Raw genomic sequence first — 16,469 nt, 5'->3', positions numbered from 1 at the left:
TGCCCGGCATCTTACGGGTTCAACGATTCATCGGTGAGACAAAACGGCTCTTGGCGACACTGTAGATGCCGGGCTCGTCACTGTCGGCGACCTTGAACGTCACTTCCTGAGAGCTTTTGCTCGGCCGTTCGCTGAGCATCGCCACTGACACCGGCACATCGACGATTTCCCCCGGGGCAAGGCTCAGTTGGGTCTTGCCTTGCAGGATGAAGCCGTTGCCGTCCACCAGCGACAGGTGATAGTCCTGGCGCTCCTGGGTCTTGTTGATGATTTTCAGGCTGTAGATGTTCTCGATCTGGCCTGCGCTGTTTTCGCGGAACAGGCCACGGTCCTTGCTGACGTCCAGCGACACCATGGGCCGTTGCATCAGTGCCACGACCAGCGTGCCGATCATCAGCAGCAGCACGGCGGTATAGCCGATCAGCCGAGGTCGTAGCAGGTGAGTTTTGCCGCCCTGCAACTGATGTTCGGAGGTGTACTTGATCAGGCCACGGGTGTAGCCCATCTTGTCCATGATCGAGTCGCAGGCATCGATGCAGGCCGCGCAGCCGATGCATTCCATTTGCAGGCCGTCGCGGATGTCGATGCCAGTGGGGCAGACCTGCACGCACATCTGGCAGTCGATGCAGTCGCCCAGGCCAATATTGGCCGGATTTGCCTCGCGTTTGCGTGGGCCGCGGATTTCACCACGGGCCGCATCGTAGGAAATAGTCAGCGTGTCCTTGTCGAACATCACGCTCTGAAAGCGTGCATAGGGGCACATATGCATGCACACCGCTTCACGCAGCCAGCCGGCGTTGAGGTAGGTGGCTGCGGTAAAGAAGAGCACCCAGAACAAGCTCACGCCGGCCATTTGCAGGGTCAGCAGCTCTTCGGCCAAGGGACGGATCGGCGTGAAGTACCCCACGAACGTCAGGCCGGTGAGCAGACTGATGGCCAACCACAAGGTGTGCTTGGCGCTGCGGCGCAAGAGTTTGTTCAGGCCCCAGGGCGCGGCCTGCAGCTTGATCCGCTGGTTGCGTTCGCCTTCGGTGATTTTCTCGCACCACATGAAGATCCAGGTCCAGGAGCTCTGCGGGCAGGTGTATCCGCACCACACGCGACCGGCAAATACGGTGATCGCGAACAGACCGAAGGCGGCGATGATCAGCAGGGCCGACAGCAGGATGAAATCCTGCGGCCAGAAGGTCGCGCCAAAGATGTGGAATTTACTTTCGGATAGGTCCCAGAGCACCGCCTGGCGGCCGCCCCAGTTCAACCACACCGTGCCGAAGAACAGCAGAAACAGAACCCCCGCACCGCTGATGCGCAGGGTACGAAACAAACCGGTGAAGCTGCGGGTGTGGATCAGGTTGTCGGTGCTCCTGGCCTTTATCTTCGTTGGCGCAGGTTCGAATGTCTGTATCAACTGGACGGGGATTCTATCGCTCATGGTCGGTCGCTCATCAGCCTCTATCTGGCCGGCGCACTATGACCATGGAACTGTTTGCATAACAGACTCAGGTGTTTCGATAAAAACCGGATCAGATGTCGCGAAGCCCAGTCGCTGCGACACTTTGATGCACCCATGGTTGAACAAACAACACTCCGTGGCGAGGGCGCTTGCTCCCGCTGGGTTGTAGGAGCTGTCGAGTGCAACGAGGCTGCGATCTGTCCACTGACAATTGAGTCGAGAGTAAAAGATCAAGATCAAAAGATCGCAGGCTTCGCCAGCTCCTACAGCGCCCTCGCCACGGGGCCGGCGGTGGGGCTCAGATCGCCGAACCGCTGTCGCTGGCCTTCAGGTGCTTGCGTCCGTCGACTGCGCCGGCCACGGTCAGTGCATCGGCCTCGGCCTCGGTGATGTAGACCCGGCCGCCATTGAGCTCCACGACTGACATGGCCTTGTTCGGGTCAGTGATGATGGTCAGCTCGTTGGCGGGGCGCTGTTCGGGGCCGTTGGGGGTTTCGAAATGGCAGGTCTGGTTGTCATCGATACGGACAGTCATGGTGTTCCTCCTTTTGGGGTCATGAACGTTAGGTCTCACGGCCAAGCCAGGGTTCGTTGCGGCTGATCAGCGGTCAGGTGCACCTCTGGCGCCGCCTGTGGTCCATCGTTTATCGACTGAAAAAGAGGACGGTCCATGGACGCCTGGTGGCATGAAGTCTGGGTAACCCTGCTGGCGGAATTCGCCGACATCACCGATGCCCAGCAGGTGACCCAGGTCACGGTGCGCCTGGTCATGGCCGCACTGCTCGGCGGTATCCTGGGTTTCGAGCGCGAACACAAGGGCAAGGCTGCCGGCGTGCGGACCCACATGCTCGTGGCCCTGGGGGCGGCGCTGTTCGTATTGGTGCCACAAATGTCCGGGTCCGAGGCTGACGCGATGAGCCGGGTGATACAAGGCGTGGTCGCTGGCATCGGTTTTCTCGGTGCCGGCACCATCCTGAAAAACAACGACGGCGACGAAGGCCACGTCAAGGGCCTGACCACGGCGGCCGGCCTCTGGATGACCGCTGCCATTGGCGTCGCCGCCGGGTTGGGGCGGGAGGCGACGGCGTTGCTCAGTACGGTGCTGGCGCTGGCGATCTTCAGTGTGATGCCGGTGATCGTCCGGGCGTTGGAGAAGGGCGACAAGCCGTGACGCAGTTATGAGCCTGCAAACACAACCTGTGGGAGCGGGCTTGCTCGCGAAGGCGGCGTGACAAGCCATATGTTCATCGAGTGACACACCGCTTTCGCGAGCAAGCCCGCACAGGTTTTTCGTCATCCAGCTTCTTTGTTACTACGCTTGAATCAAACCCGCTCCGGCGGCGCCTCGCTCGGCGGGTCACCCAGCGGCGGTTGTGGGTCGGGTGGCGGGTCTTTCTCTGGAATAGGCTCGGGATCAGGGCCGGGCGGGGGCAAGTTGGGGACGTCGATGTTCGGATCGGGTGTTTCGGCCGGGATGGGAATATTCATCGAGACAGGTCTCCGTGGCGCACATGGCTTGAGTCGTGCTTATTGTTGTTGACCGCCTCGCACCGGCTTTGATCCCCGGAATGCATCGGGGCAAATCCCTCTGAACTTTTAGCTGCTGATTCGGTTCGGAGTTTAAGTGAGTTTTTTCAGGGACCCGTTGGGCCTTTACCGCCACAAGCGCGTCCATGGGGCGTAAAAGGAGCGATGCTCGATGACTGCCGAACATTCGACTGAACTGGTCTGCAACCCGCATTTTCCGGTGTCCCAAGCCTTACTGTTGCCGCGTATTGCTATTGAAAACACCATGCCGGTGATCGACGCTGGACAATTCGCCGCCAAGGCCGTGGCTGGGCAGGACGTGGCAGTGACCAGCAAAGTCTTCGCCGATGGTCACGACAAGCTGGCCGTGCGCATTCGCTGGCGTGCGCTGCAGGACGATGTGTGGAACAGCGAGGTCATGAGTGACTTGGGTAACAACGGCTGGCGCGGCCAGTTCAATGTGCCGGAACAAGGCCGCTATGTGTTTTGTATCGAAGCCTGGATCGATCAGTTCGCCAGTTTTCGCTACGAGCTGGAGAAGAAATTCGGTGCAGGGGTGCCGATCAGCCTGGAGTTGCAAGAAGGGCGCAACCAAGTGCAAATGGCCGTCGAGCGCAGCACGGGTGAACTGAGCGAGCAACTGGCGGCCTTGCACCATGAGCTCTCCGGCCTGTTGCCGACCGAGCAGGTGGCGCTGTTCCTGGCCGCGCGCAGTGCCGATTTGATGTCCCGGGCCGATCATCGCCCATACTTGAGCGTCAGCCCCGAGTACCCGCTGGATGTGGAGCGCAAGCTGTCCGAGTTTGCCAGCTGGTATGAGCTGTTTCCCCGCTCGATCACTGACGATCCCCAGCGCCACGGTACTTTCAACGACGTGCATTCGCGCCTGGCGGTGATCCAGGACATGGGCTTCGACGTGCTGTACTTCCCGCCGATCCACCCCATCGGTCGCAGTTTCCGCAAAGGTCCGAACAATTCCCTCACTGCCGCTCCGGACGACCCGGGCAGCCCGTATGCCATTGGCAGCGAGGAGGGTGGGCACGAGGCCATTCACTCGCAATTGGGTAGCCGCGAGGACTTCCGGCGCCTGGTGGCGGCGGCCGCTGACCACGGCCTGGAGATCGCCCTGGACTTCGCGATCCAATGTTCCCAAGACCACCCCTGGCTCAAGCAGCACCCAGGCTGGTTCAACTGGCGGCCGGACGGCACGATCAAATATGCGGAAAACCCGCCGAAGAAGTACCAGGACATCGTCAATGTTGATTTCTACGCGGCCGATGCGATTCCCAGCCTGTGGACGGAGCTGCGGGACATCGTGGTGGGCTGGGTCAAGGAGGGCGTGAAGATATTCCGCGTCGACAACCCCCACACCAAGCCACTGCCGTTCTGGCAATGGCTGATCGCCGATGTCCGGGCTCAATACCCTGAAGTGATCTTCCTGGCTGAAGCGTTCACCACGCCGGCCATGATGGCGCGACTGGGCAAGGTCGGTTATTCCCAGAGTTACACTTATTTCACCTGGCGCAACACCAAGGCTGAGTTGGCGACTTACTTCAGCGAACTCAATGAGTCGCCGTGGCGTGAATGCTACCGGCCGAATTTTTTCGTCAACACGCCAGACATCAATCCGGCCTTTCTCCATGACTCGGGGCGCCCGGGCTTCTTGATCCGTGCGGCCCTGGCAACCATGGGCTCAGGTCTGTGGGGCATGTATTCGGGCTTCGAACTGTGCGAATCGGCACCGGTGCCGGGCAAGGAGGAATACCTCGATTCGGAGAAGTACGAGATCCGCCCCCGGGACTTCACCGCGCCGGGCAACATCGTTGCCGAGATCGCCCAGCTCAACCGTATTCGCCGGCAGAACCCGGCGCTGCAAACCCACCTGGGCCTGAAAATCTACAACGCCTGGAACGACAACATTCTCTATTTCGGCAAGCGCACCGCCGACGGCAGCAATTTCATTCTGGTGGCGGTGAGCCTCGATCCGCACAACCCGCAGCAAGCCAGTTTTGAGTTGCCGCTGTGGGAGATGGGCCTGCCGGACGACGCCCAGACCCAGGGCGAGGATCTGATGAATGGACATCGTTGGAGCTGGTACGGCAAGTACCAGTTCATGCGGATTGACCCGGCGTACCAGCCGTTCGGGATTTGGCGGATCAGCGTAGCGTGATGCGCACTCCCACAGGCTCTGCGTAAGAATATGTAGGAGCTGAGTAGGAGCTGTCGAGTGCAACGAGGCTGCGATCTTTCCAAAGACACTTGAGTCTCAAGCGAAAGATCAAAAGATCAAAAGATCGCAGGCTTCGCCAGCTCCTACAGGGGGATAAGGCCCCGCGCCACAAAAAGACCCCACAAGCCTGAATCCCGCGGCTTTATTGAATTCATCAGGAGTTGCAAATGGCGAAGAAACCACGGTCTGCCACCTTCATCAAAGATCCGCTCTGGTACAAGGACGCGGTGATTTACCAGGTCCACGTCAAATCCTATTTCGACTCTAATAACGACGGGATCGGTGACTTTCCGGGCCTGATCGAAAAGCTCGACTATATCGCCGACCTGGGCGTCAACACCATCTGGCTACTGCCGTTCTATCCTTCGCCCAGGCGTGACGACGGTTATGACATTGCCGAATACCGTGGCGTCAGCCCCGACTACGGCACCCTGGCCGATGCGCGGCGGTTCATTGCCGAAGCCCATAAGCGCAACCTGCGGGTGATCACCGAACTGGTCATCAACCACACCTCGGACCAGCACCCCTGGTTCCAGCGCGCGCGCAAGGCCAAGCCGGGCTCGAAGGCGCGGGACTTCTATGTCTGGTCCGATGACGACCACAAGTACGACGGCACGCGAATCATTTTCCTGGACACCGAAAAGTCCAACTGGACCTGGGATCCGGTGGCAGGCCAGTACTTCTGGCACCGCTTTTACTCCCATCAGCCCGACCTCAACTTCGATAACCCACAGGTCATCAAGGCCGTGTTGTCGGTGATGCGCTACTGGTTGGACATGGGCATCGACGGCCTGCGCCTGGACGCCATCCCGTACTTGATCGAGCGCGACGGCACCAACAACGAAAACCTGCCCGAGACCCATGACGTCCTGAAGTTGATCCGTGCCGAGATCGACGCCAACTACCCCGACCGCATGTTGCTGGCCGAAGCCAACCAGTGGCCGGAAGACACCCAGTTGTACTTCGGCGATGTCGATGCCCAAGGGATGAACGGTGACGAATGCCACATGGCCTTCCACTTCCCGTTGATGCCGCGCATGTACATGGCGCTGGCCCAGGAAGATCGCTTTCCTATCACCGACATCCTGCGCCAGACCCCGGAGATTCCCGCCAATTGCCAGTGGGCGATTTTCCTGCGCAACCACGATGAGTTGACCCTGGAGATGGTCACCGATAAGGAGCGTGACTACCTGTGGAACTACTACGCGGCCGACCGTCGGGCGCGTATCAACCTGGGCATTCGTCGGCGCCTGGCGCCGTTGGTGGAGCGCGACCGTCGTCGCGTCGAGCTGCTCAACAGCCTGCTGCTGTCGATGCCCGGCACGCCGACGCTGTACTACGGCGATGAAATCGGCATGGGCGACAATATTTACCTGGGCGACCGCGATGGCGTGCGTACACCGATGCAGTGGTCCATTGACCGCAACGGCGGTTTCTCCCGCGCCGACCCGGCCAGCCTGGTGCTACCGCCGATCATGGACCCGCAGTACGGCTACCAGTCGGTCAACGTCGAGACCCAGGCCGGCGACCCACACTCGTTGCTCAACTGGACCCGACGCATGCTGGCGGTGCGTAAGCAGTCCAAGGCCTTTGGCCGTGGCACGTTGAAGATGCTCTCGCCGAGCAACCGCCGGATCCTGGCCTATACCCGCGAATACACCGGGCCCGACGGCAAGCACGAGATCATCCTGTGTGTGGCCAACGTGTCCCGCAGCGCCCAGGCCGCCGAACTGGATTTGTCGGCCTACGCCGGCATGGTCCCGGTGGAGATGTTGGGCGGCAATGCTTTCCCACCCATCGGCCAGTTGAACTTTCTGCTGACCCTGGCGCCGTACGGCTTCTATTGGTTCGTCATGGCGGCAGAAAACCAGATGCCGAGCTGGCACGTGGAGCCGGCCCAGAGCTTGCCGGACTTCACCACGCTGGTGCTGAAGAAACGCCTGGAAGAATTGCTCGAAGCGCCATCGTGCACCACGTTGGAGCAAACCATCCTGCCGAACTGGCTGCAGAACCGGCGTTGGTTCGCCGGCAAGGACAGCGCGATCGAGAAGGTTGAGATTGTCTATGGCGTGCGCTTTGGTGATCCGCAGCACCCCGTGCTGCTCAGCGAAATCGATGTCACCAGCGGCGGTCAGACCCTGCGTTATCAGCTGCCGTTCGGTCTGCTTGCCGAAGACCAGGTCGGTGCGGCGCTGCCGCAGCAACTGGCGTTGTCGCGGGTGCGTCGGGTGCGTCAGGTGGGTTTGATCACCGATGCATTCAGCCTGGAAAACTTCGTGCGCACCGTACTGCACAGCATGCAGGCCGCTACGGTGCTGTCGTTCGCCGAAGGTGAGTTGCGCTTCGAACCCACCGAAGGCCTGGCCGCGCTGAACCTGGGCGACGAGCCAGAGGTGCGTTACCTGTCCGCCGAACAGTCCAACAGTTCGGTGGTAGTGGGCAGCAGCCTGGTGCTCAAGCTGATTCGCAAGGTCGCCTCGGGTGTGCACCCGGAACTGGAAATGAGCGCTTACCTGACCGCTGCCGGTTTCAGCAACATCTCACCGCTGCTGGGTTCGGTGGTTCGCCGTGACGCCCAGGGTGAAGATGCGCTGCTGATGATCGCCCAGGGCTATTTGAGCAATCAGGGCGATGCCTGGGAATGGACCCAGAACAACCTCGAACGCGCCTTGCGTGATGAGCTGGCGGACGCGGTGTCCGAGCAGGAGCAGCATTACAACGCCCTGGGCGAACTGAAGGATTTCGCCTGCATGTTCGGCCAGCGCCTGGGGGAAATGCACCAGGTATTGGCCCAGGTCACCGACGACCCGGACTTCGCACCTCAGGCTACCAACGCCAAGCAAGCCCAGGCCATTGGCAAGGACGTGGCCGCCCAAGTGGAAAACGCCTTGCGTCTGCTCAAGCAGAAGCAGGGTCAATTGAACCCCGCGGACCAGGCCATGGTCGCACGCTTGCTGAAGCACAAAAAAACTGTCCTGGCCCATGTCCAGGCACTGGCCGGCAAGGCTGAGGGAGGCTTGCGCATTCGTGTCCATGGTGACCTGCACCTGGGTCAGGTGCTGGTGATCAAGGGCGACGCCTACCTGATCGACTTCGAAGGTGAGCCGGCGCGACCATTGCATGAGCGACGGGGCAAGCACAGCCCCTATAAGGACGTCAGTGGCGTGCTGCGCTCCTTCGATTATGCGGCAGCCATGGCGATTCACTTGCACACCGTCGACAGCACGGCCGATGCCGATGCGGCGCGGCAACGGGTCGCCGATCGTTATTTGAAAGAGGCTCGCCAGGCATTTGTCGAGGCATATCGGCTGGCGGCAGCTAGTCTTGCCCATGAGTGGAAGGATGCTGAAGGCGAAGACGCCGCGCTGGCGTTGTTCGGCCTGGAGAAGGCGGCCTATGAAGTGGCCTATGAAGCCGAGAATCGCCCCGCCTGGCTGCCCGTGCCGTTGCACGGTCTGGTCGGGCTGTTGAGTGGGCTGCAACCCTTTTCCGACATAGCCGGACCGATTTAGTGGAGAGAATCATGAGTGTCTCGAACAAAGAACCACAGGGGCAGGCCAAGGAGTCCTTGCTGCCGGCGCCCCATGACATCGACGCGCTGGTGCGTGCCGAACACCACGACCCGTTTTCTATTCTGGGGCCGCACGGCGACGCCGCCGGCGGCCAGTTCATTCGCGCGTATCTGCCCGGTGCCCTGAGCGTGCATGTGCTGGCGCGCGAGGGGGGCGAAGAGCTGGGGGAGCTGCAAGCCACCGAAACCCCGGGGCTGTTCGTCGGCCATTTCGATCGAGCCCAGGCGTACTTGCTGCGCACCCGTTGGGCCGGCGGCGAGCAAGTTGCCGAAGACCCCTACAGCTTCGGTCCGTTGCTGGGGGAGATGGACCTTTACCTGTTTGGTGAGGGCAATCACCGCGATCTCAGTTCCTGCCTCGGTGCGCAACTGACCACCGTCGATGGTATCGACGGCGTGCGTTTCGCTGTCTGGGCGCCGAACGCCCGGCGCGTTTCGGTGGTCGGGGATTTCAACGTCTGGGACGGGCGGCGACATCCGATGCGCATCCGTTATCCGGCCGGCGTATGGGAGATATTCATTCCCAGGCTGGGTCCCGGCGAAGGTTACAAGTATGAAATCCTCGGCGCCCACGGCATCCTGCCGCTCAAGGCCGACCCGGTGGCCCTGGCCACGCAGATGCCGCCAGACACGGCGTCGAAAGTCGCCTCACCCTTGAAGATCGAGTGGCAGGACGACGAGTGGATGCAGCACCGTCGCGAGCGGCAGCTCCCAGGTGCGCCGCTGTCGATCTACGAGTTGCACGCCGGCTCCTGGCAGTGCGAAATCGACGAGGCGGGGGAGGTGGCCCGGCAATACAACTGGCATGAGATGGCCGAGCGGCTGATCCCGTATGTCAAGGACTTGGGCTTCACCCACATCGAGCTGATGCCGATCATGGAGCACCCGTTCGGGGGGTCCTGGGGCTATCAGCCGCTGTCGCAATTCGCGCCGACGGCACGCTTCGGTTCGCCGGACGATTTCGCGGCGTTCGTCAACGCCTGCCACCAAGCCAATATCGGGGTCATCCTCGACTGGGTGCCGGCGCATTTCCCCACCGACACCCACGGCCTGGCCCAGTTCGACGGCACCGCGCTGTACGAATACGGCAACCCGCTGGAAGGCTTCCACCAGGATTGGGACACGCTGATCTACAACCTGGGCCGCACTGAAGTGCATGGCTTCATGCTGGCCTCGGCGCTGCACTGGCTCAAGCATTTTCACGTCGATGGCCTGCGGGTGGATGCCGTGGCCTCGATGTTGTACCGCGACTATTCGCGCAAGGCCGATGAGTGGGTGCCCAACCGCCACGGCGGACGCGAAAATCTCGAAGCCATCGATTTCCTGCGGCACCTCAACGATGTGGTGGCGTTGGAAACCCCTGGCGCGCTGATCATCGCGGAAGAATCCACGGCATGGCCAGGTGTCAGCCAGAGCACCCAGCAGGGCGGCCTCGGTTTCGCCTACAAGTGGAACATGGGCTGGATGCACGATTCGCTGCACTACATCCAGCAAGACCCGGTGTACCGCGCCCATCACCACAACGAACTGAGCTTTGGCCTGGTGTATGCCTGGTCCGAGCGCTTCGTCCTGCCGATTTCCCACGACGAAGTGGTCCATGGCAAACGCTCGCTGATCGACAAAATGCCCGGTGACCGCTGGCAGAAATTCGCCAACCTGAGGGCCTATCTCAGCTTCATGTGGGGCCATCCCGGCAAGAAGCTGTTGTTCATGGGCTGTGAGTTCGGCCAATGGCGCGAGTGGAACCACGACCAGCAGTTGGACTGGTACCTGCTGCAATACCCTGAGCACCGTGGCGTGCAGAAGCTGGTGAGCGATTTGAACCGGCTGTATCGCGAAGAACCGGCGCTGTATGACCAGGATGATGCGCCCCAGGGCTTCCAGTGGTTGATTGGCGACGATGCCCTCAACAGCGTCTACGCCTGGCTGCGCTGGAGCAAGGAGGGCCGGCCGGTGCTGGTGGTCGCCAACTTCACACCGGTGCCGCGCGAGGCCTACCGGGTCGGCGTGCCGTTCGCCGGGCGCTGGGTCGAATTACTCAACAGCGATGCCGACACTTACGCCGGTTCCAACTATGGCAATGGCGGTGGTGCCTTCACCGAAGAAGTGCCCAGCCATGGTCAGGCCCTGTCGCTGGAACTCAACTTGCCGCCGTTGGCGGTATTGATCCTGCGGCCGGAGGGTTAGTCGCAACGCTTGCCATGCAGTCCCCGGTGGGAGCGAGCCTGCTCGCGATGACGGTAGATCAGTCACCTGGATAGAGTCTGACACTGCGCAATAGCGAGCAAGCTCCCTTCCACAAGGGATATTGCTCGCTTCAGCGAACCAGGCACGGCCGCTTGTTGTTGAACGTCCAGCCCGGAATCAGGAACTGCATCGCCACCGCATCGTCTCGCGCGCCAAGGCCCATGCCCTTGTACAACTCATGGGCCTTGGCCAGTTGGTCGGTGTCCAGCTCAATCCCCAGCCCCGGTTTCTTCGGCACCTGCACGCAGCCGCGCTGGATCTGCAACGGCGCCTTGGTCAGCCGCTGGCCGTCCTGCCAGATCCAATGGGTATCGATCGCCGTGATGTCACCCGGTGCGGCAGCCGCCACGTGGGTGAACATTGCCAGGGAAATGTCGAAATGGTTGTTGGAGTGCGAGCCCCACGTCAGGCCCCATTCATTGCACATTTGCGCCACGCGCACCGAACCCTGCAGGGTCCAGAAATGCGGGTCTGCCAGGGGAATGTCCACGGACTGCAAGGTGATGGCGTGGCCCATCTCGCGCCAGTCGGTGGCGATCATGTTGGTGGCGGTCTTCAGGCCCGTGGCGCGGCGGAACTCGGCCATGACCTCGCGGCCCGAATAGCCGTTCTCGGCACCGCAAGGGTCCTCGGCATAGGCCAGCACGTTGTGCTGGTCGCGGCACAAACGGATGGCTTCCTTGAGTGACCAGGCGCCGTTCGGGTCCAGGGTGATGCGTGCCTGAGGAAAGCGCTCGGCCAGCGCCGTAACCGCTTCGATCTCCGCGTCGCCTTGGAGCACGCCGCCCTTGAGCTTGAAATCCTGGAAACCATAGCGGGCGTGGGCGGCTTCGGCCAGGCGCACCACGGCGTCGGCGTCCAGGGCTCTCTCATGGCGCACGCGAAACCAGTCGTTGTCGGCGTCCGGTTCGCTGCGGTAGGGCAGGTCGGTCTGCTGGCGATCGCCGACGTAAAACAGATAGCCGAGCATCTTCACTTCATCGCGCTGCTGGCCCTCGCCGAGCAGGGCCGCGACCGGTACGTCCAGGTGTTGGCCGAGCAGGTCCAGCAGTGCCGCTTCCAGGCCGGTCACCGCGTGGATGGTGATGCGCAGGTCGAAAGTCTGCAGGCCACGGCCACCGACATCGCGGTCGGCAAAGGCGTGGCGCACGGTGTTGAGGATCTTCTGGTACGTGCCGATGGGGCTGCCGACCACCAGCGAACGGGCGTCTTCGAGGGTTTGGCGAATGCGTTCGCCACCGGGGACTTCGCCCACGCCGGTATGGCCGGCGTTGTCCTTAAGAATAACAATGTTGCGGGTGAAGAACGGGCCGTGGGCGCCGCTGAGGTTCAGCAACATGCCGTCATGGCCGGCCACGGGCACGACCTGCATGCTGGTGATGATCGGGGCTTTGCGGGTGTCTTGGGTATGCATAATTGTCCCACTCGTTGTTTTTATACGGGCATCGTATGGCAGTGATGTTGATAGACATCATACAACTTGATTTTTTTATCTTACAAGCGCCCTTTGATTTTTTGGCTGCGTTCTTATCTTGGATTCTTGTTATTTACCTGATTTTGCTGAGATTTGTAGTAGGTGTTAAGAGTTTTATCGATCTGCTCCAGTCTGGCGGAACTGCTGGATGGATGCCATGATTTTGGTTGTCATACAAGTTGTCGGCCGATGGGGTTTTTCCCAGCCGTACAGACTGCTCTTTCAAGGATCCGCGACCATGCAGCCGAACACCGAAATACCTGCCCGCAAGCGCACCCAGAATCTGGCCTATGACCTGGTGGAGAAGTTGAGTCAGAGCATTCTGCTGGGGCAACTGAAACCGGGGGAGAAGCTGCCCTCCGAAGGCGCTATCGTGCAGGAGCACGGGGTCAGCCGCACGGTGGTGCGCGAGGCGCTTTCCAAGTTGCAGGCTTCGGGGTTGGTGGAGACCCGCCACGGCATCGGCACCTTTGTGCTGGCGCAAACCGGCGAGCCGGGGTTGCGGCTCAATGTCGACACGGCGGCGGGGGTGCGGGCAATCCTGGAGCTGCGCCTGGGCCTGGAAACCCAGGCAGTCGCCTTGGCGGCCCAACGTCGCAGCGAACGCCAACTGCAGCAGATGCGCCAGGCGCTGGATGACTATCAGCGGTTGTCCAGCAACAACGACAGCTGTGTCGAAGCTGACCGGTGCTTCCATCTGCTCATCGCCGAAGCCACGGACAACGCCTGTTTTGTCGAAATCATGCAGCACTTGGGCAGTGCGATGATCCCCAGGACGCGAGTGAACGTGGCCGAACGCGGCCAGGCGGATCTGGGCAAGCTGGCACAGTTGGCCAACCTGGAGCACGAAGCGATCTTCAACGCCATCAAACGCCAAGACCCGGACGCCGCCCGCGCCGCCATGTGGCTGCACCTGACCAACAGCCGTGACCGGTTTGGCGCAGGTTCCTGACGGCTCATCGTCGCCTGACTCACCGCTTTCGCGAGCAGGCTCGCTCCCACAGTGGATTAGTGGTGCTCTGGGATTCTGTGCCCACCGCCAATCCTCTGTGGGAGCGAGCCTGCTCGCGATGAGGCCGGCAGGCCAAGCTCAAAACCAACAGGCAAAAAAAACCGGCGCAACCGAGGTTGCGCCGGTGGTGGTGCCAGTGGTTGTGCGGATATTCGTGGATCCGCGCAACCACCGTTGAACCTGTGTCGGTTATGCCCGTTCCAGTGCCAGGGCCACGCCTTGGCCGCCGCCGATGCACAGTGTCGCGAGGCCTTTCTTGGCGTCGCGCTTGATCATTTCATGCAGCAACGACACCAGGACTCTACACCCCGATGCGCCGATAGGGTGGCCCAGGGCGATGGCGCCGCCATTGACGTTGACCTTATCCATGTCCCATTTCAGTTCCCGGGCCACGGCCAGCGACTGGGCGGCGAAGGCTTCGTTGGCTTCGACCAGGTCCAGTTGATCCAACGACCAGCCGGCCTTGTCCAGGCAGCGGCGGGTGGCCGATACCGGGCCAATGCCCATGATGGCCGGATCGACGCCAGCGTTGGCGTAGGCGCTGATTTTCGCCAGCACGGGCAGGCCCAGGGCCTTGGCTTTTTCCGCGCTCATCAGGATCACGGCGGCGGCGCCATCGTTGAGCGAGGACGCGTTGCCCGCGGTGACGCTGCCGTCCTTCTTGAAGGCAGGCTTGAGCTTGCCCAAGGATTCGGCGGTCGTACCGGCGCGCGGTTGCTCATCGGTGGCGAACGCCACGGGATCGCCTTTGCGCTGGGGAATCAGGATCGGGGTGATCTCATCGGCGAACCGACCGCCCTCGATAGCGGCGACGGCCTTCTGCTGGGATGCGGCAGCGAAAGCGTCCTGCTCCTCGCGGCTGATGCCGTACTTGTCCACCAGGTTCTCGGCGGTGACGCCCATGTGGTAATCGTTGAAGGCATCCCACAGGCCGTCGGTGATCATGCTGTCGATCATCTTCGCGTGGCCCATGCGCAGGCCCGTGCGGGCGGCCGGCAACACGTAAGGGGCCAGGCTCATGTTCTCCATGCCGCCGGCGATGATGACGTCGGCGTCGCCACAGCGGATCGCCTGGGCGCCCAGGTGCAACGCTTTGAGCCCCGAGCCGCAGACCTTGTTCAGGGTCAGCGCTGGCACCGCATGAGGCAGGCCGGACAGAATCGCCGCCTGGCGAGCCGGGTTTTGCCCGGACCCTGCGGTCAGCACCTGGCCAAGAATCACTTCATCGACCTGTTCGCCCGACAAACCGGTCTGTTCCAGCAGGCGACGAATCACCGCGGCACCGAGTTCCGGCGCGGGAATGGAAGCCAGCGAACCCTGGAAACTGCCGATGGCGGTACGGGTAGCGGCGACAATCACGACTTCTTGCATCGAATCTCTCCTCACTGGGCAGCGAACTGCATTTCAGGCACGTGGTCCGGCACGATCAGTTTGCCGGCGGTCTTGGCAACGATTTCCTCGACGCTGACGCCCGGGGCACGTTCTTTCAGGATGAAGGCGCCGTCCTGGATTTCCAGGTAGGCCAGGTCGGTCAGCACCCGCTTGATGCAACCGGCACCGGTCAGCGGCAGGCTGCAACGCGGCAGCAGTTTCGATTCGCCGTCCTTGGACGCATGGGTCATGGTGACGATGATGTTCTCGGCACCGGCCACCAGGTCCATCGCGCCGCCCATGCCCTTGACCAGCTTGCCGGGGATCATCCACGAGGCGATGTTGCCTTCGACATCCACCTCGAATGCGCCCAGCACGGTCAGGTCGATATGGCCGCCACGGATCATGGCAAACGATTCGGCCGAAGAGAAGATCGACGCGCCAATGCGTGCGGTGACCGTCTGCTTGCCGGCGTTGATCATGTCGGCATCGACTTCGGCTTCGGTGGGGAACGCGCCCATGCCGAGCAGGCCGTTTTCCGACTGCAGCATGACTTCCATGCCTTCAGGAATGTAGTTGGCGACCAGGGTCGGAATGCCGATGCCCAGGTTCACGTAGTAGCCGTCCTGCATTTCGCGGGCGACGCGTTGAGCCATTTGTTCGCGGGAAAGTGCCATGTTGTTATTCCTTCATTCGGGCCGGGGGCAGGGGATCACTTACGCACGGTGCGCTGTTCGATGCGTTTTTCGAACGTGCCGCAAATGACCCGGTCGACGTAGATGCCAGGGGTGTGGATCTGCGTCGGGTCCAGCTCGCCGGGTTCGACGATTTCTTCGACTTCCACCACAGTGATCTTGCCCGCCGTGGCGGCCAGCGGATTGAAGTTCTGGGCGGTGTGGCGATAGATCACGTTGCCGAAATGGTCAGCCTTCCAGCCTTTGACGATGGCGAAGTCGCCAGTGATGGATTCTTCCATCAGGTATTGGCGACCATGGAACTCACGCACTTCCTTGCCTTCGGCCACCGGGGTGCCGACGCCGGTGGCGGTGAAGAACGCCGGGATGCCGGCGCCACCGGCGCGCATTTTTTCGGCGAGGGTGCCTTGGGGGGTCAGTACGACTTCGATTTCGCCGCTGAGCAGTTGCTGCTCGAACAGGGCATTTTCGCCCACATAGGAGGCGATCACCTTGCGGATTTGCCGGTCTTCCAGCAGTACGCCGAGGCCGAAGCCGTCGACGCCGCAGTTGTTGGACACCACGGTGAGGTCGCGGATGCCCTTGTGCTTGATCTCGGCGATCAGGTTTTCCGGGATACCACATAGGCCGAAGCCGCCGGCAATGACGGTCATGCCATCCTTCAAGCCTTCCAACGCTTCTTCATAGGAACTCACGCGTTTGTCGAAACCTGCCATAGACACCTCTTTTATTCTTGATGGGGTCACAATGGGATGCAGTGTTGCGCCAAGTCATATATTTGTTAAGTTGATTTTTAGATTGAATTGATTGATAAAACTCAATAGTCGCCTCCCCTGTAGGAGCTGTCGAGTGCAACAAGGCTGCGATCTTCCCAAAGACACTTGAATCT

General features: G+C 61.3%; 12 protein-coding genes. 5 read left to right on the top strand and 7 right to left on the bottom strand.

Annotated features, from left to right (window positions below):
* Positions 1 to 19: 19 nt before the first annotated feature.
* Together ccoG and AACY31_RS15995 are read right to left on the bottom strand one after the other, a co-directional pair.
* The gene (gene ccoG, locus AACY31_RS16000) at positions 20 to 1,432 is read right to left on the bottom strand and encodes a cytochrome c oxidase accessory protein CcoG (protein ID WP_339480110.1); all 1,413 of its coding nucleotides are present in this window, start codon (positions 1,430 to 1,432) and stop codon (positions 20 to 22) included.
* Between the two features lie 319 nt (positions 1,433 to 1,751).
* Positions 1,752 to 1,988, bottom strand: a complete 237-nt coding sequence (locus AACY31_RS15995; RefSeq protein ID WP_339480112.1) for a DUF3203 family protein — start codon at positions 1,986 to 1,988, stop codon at positions 1,752 to 1,754.
* 135 nt (positions 1,989 to 2,123) lie between these two features.
* On the opposite strand from AACY31_RS15995, the gene AACY31_RS15990 reads away from it, so the two are divergent.
* Entirely contained in the window at positions 2,124 to 2,624 is a 501-nt protein-coding gene (locus AACY31_RS15990) for an MgtC/SapB family protein (RefSeq protein ID WP_339480113.1), read from the top strand.
* A 152-nt stretch (positions 2,625 to 2,776) separates the two neighbouring features.
* Here the strand turns inward: AACY31_RS15990 and AACY31_RS15985 are convergent, their stop codons facing one another.
* Positions 2,777 to 2,941, bottom strand: a complete 165-nt coding sequence (locus AACY31_RS15985; protein ID WP_339480114.1) for a hypothetical protein — start codon at positions 2,939 to 2,941, stop codon at positions 2,777 to 2,779.
* A 211-nt stretch (positions 2,942 to 3,152) separates the two neighbouring features.
* On the opposite strand from AACY31_RS15985, the gene AACY31_RS15980 reads away from it, so the two are divergent.
* From AACY31_RS15980 to glgB, 3 genes are all read left to right on the top strand, one after another.
* Positions 3,153 to 5,150 carry an alpha-1,4-glucan--maltose-1-phosphate maltosyltransferase gene (locus AACY31_RS15980; protein WP_339492013.1) on the top strand — a complete coding sequence of 666 codons (1,998 nt, stop codon included), beginning with the start codon at positions 3,153 to 3,155 and terminating at the stop codon, positions 5,148 to 5,150.
* 227 nt (positions 5,151 to 5,377) lie between these two features.
* Positions 5,378 to 8,722: a maltose alpha-D-glucosyltransferase gene (gene treS / locus AACY31_RS15975; RefSeq protein WP_339480118.1), complete on the top strand. Its 3,345-nt coding sequence runs from the start codon at positions 5,378 to 5,380 to the stop codon at positions 8,720 to 8,722.
* Between the two features lie 11 nt (positions 8,723 to 8,733).
* On the top strand, positions 8,734 to 10,968 hold the full coding sequence (glgB, locus tag AACY31_RS15970) for a 1,4-alpha-glucan branching protein GlgB (RefSeq protein ID WP_339480119.1): 2,235 nt from the start codon (positions 8,734 to 8,736) through the stop codon (positions 10,966 to 10,968).
* Positions 10,969 to 11,098: 130 nt separating this feature from the next.
* Here the strand turns inward: glgB and gudD are convergent, their stop codons facing one another.
* Positions 11,099 to 12,442, bottom strand: coding sequence for a glucarate dehydratase (gudD, locus tag AACY31_RS15965; RefSeq protein WP_339480121.1), 1,344 nt, complete (start codon positions 12,440 to 12,442; stop codon positions 11,099 to 11,101).
* A gap of 298 nt (positions 12,443 to 12,740) precedes the next feature.
* Here gudD and AACY31_RS15960 point away from each other — a divergent pair, with 298 nt between their 5' ends.
* Positions 12,741 to 13,454 (top strand): FadR/GntR family transcriptional regulator, encoded by a 714-nt coding sequence (locus tag AACY31_RS15960; protein ID WP_339504759.1) that lies wholly within the window; start codon positions 12,741 to 12,743, stop codon positions 13,452 to 13,454.
* 249 nt (positions 13,455 to 13,703) lie between these two features.
* Here AACY31_RS15960 and AACY31_RS15955 read toward each other — a convergent pair whose 3' ends face one another.
* From AACY31_RS15955 to AACY31_RS15945, 3 genes are read right to left on the bottom strand one after another with little or no spacing between them, the layout of a single operon-like run.
* On the bottom strand, positions 13,704 to 14,885 hold the full coding sequence (locus tag AACY31_RS15955) for an acetyl-CoA C-acetyltransferase (protein ID WP_339480127.1): 1,182 nt from the start codon (positions 14,883 to 14,885) through the stop codon (positions 13,704 to 13,706).
* An 11-nt stretch (positions 14,886 to 14,896) separates the two neighbouring features.
* Entirely contained in the window at positions 14,897 to 15,562 is a 666-nt protein-coding gene (locus AACY31_RS15950; protein WP_003180355.1) for a CoA transferase subunit B, read from the bottom strand.
* Between the two features lie 35 nt (positions 15,563 to 15,597).
* Positions 15,598 to 16,296: a CoA transferase subunit A gene (locus tag AACY31_RS15945; RefSeq protein ID WP_339480130.1), complete on the bottom strand. Its 699-nt coding sequence runs from the start codon at positions 16,294 to 16,296 to the stop codon at positions 15,598 to 15,600.
* Between the last annotated feature and the right edge of the window lie 173 nt (positions 16,297 to 16,469).

Origin of the sequence: Pseudomonas sp. RL_105y_Pfl2_101 (assembly GCF_963970585.1) — a bacterium.
In the GTDB taxonomy this organism is placed as follows: Bacteria; Pseudomonadota; Gammaproteobacteria; order Pseudomonadales; family Pseudomonadaceae; genus Aquipseudomonas.
Note: the sequence above shows the minus strand (reverse complement) of the source record. Positions and strands in the feature narration are given on the sequence as shown.

Bases quoted from the DNA above. Each gene is read 5' to 3' on its own strand.
- ccoG (WP_339480110.1), bottom strand. From the start codon at position 1,432: ATGAGCGATAGAATCCCCGTCCAGTTGATACAGACATTCGAACCTGCG.
- AACY31_RS15995 (WP_339480112.1), bottom strand. From the start codon at position 1,988: ATGACTGTCCGTATCGATGACAACCAGACCTGCCATTTCGAAACCCCC.
- AACY31_RS15990 (WP_339480113.1), top strand. From the start codon at position 2,124: ATGGACGCCTGGTGGCATGAAGTCTGGGTAACCCTGCTGGCGGAATTC.
- AACY31_RS15985 (WP_339480114.1), bottom strand. From the start codon at position 2,941: ATGAATATTCCCATCCCGGCCGAAACACCCGATCCGAACATCGACGTC.
- AACY31_RS15980 (WP_339492013.1), top strand. From the start codon at position 3,153: ATGACTGCCGAACATTCGACTGAACTGGTCTGCAACCCGCATTTTCCG.
- treS (WP_339480118.1), top strand. From the start codon at position 5,378: ATGGCGAAGAAACCACGGTCTGCCACCTTCATCAAAGATCCGCTCTGG.
- glgB (WP_339480119.1), top strand. From the start codon at position 8,734: ATGAGTGTCTCGAACAAAGAACCACAGGGGCAGGCCAAGGAGTCCTTG.
- gudD (WP_339480121.1), bottom strand. From the start codon at position 12,442: ATGCATACCCAAGACACCCGCAAAGCCCCGATCATCACCAGCATGCAG.
- AACY31_RS15960 (WP_339504759.1), top strand. From the start codon at position 12,741: ATGCAGCCGAACACCGAAATACCTGCCCGCAAGCGCACCCAGAATCTG.
- AACY31_RS15955 (WP_339480127.1), bottom strand. From the start codon at position 14,885: ATGCAAGAAGTCGTGATTGTCGCCGCTACCCGTACCGCCATCGGCAGT.
- AACY31_RS15950 (WP_003180355.1), bottom strand. From the start codon at position 15,562: ATGGCACTTTCCCGCGAACAAATGGCTCAACGCGTCGCCCGCGAAATG.
- AACY31_RS15945 (WP_339480130.1), bottom strand. From the start codon at position 16,296: ATGGCAGGTTTCGACAAACGCGTGAGTTCCTATGAAGAAGCGTTGGAA.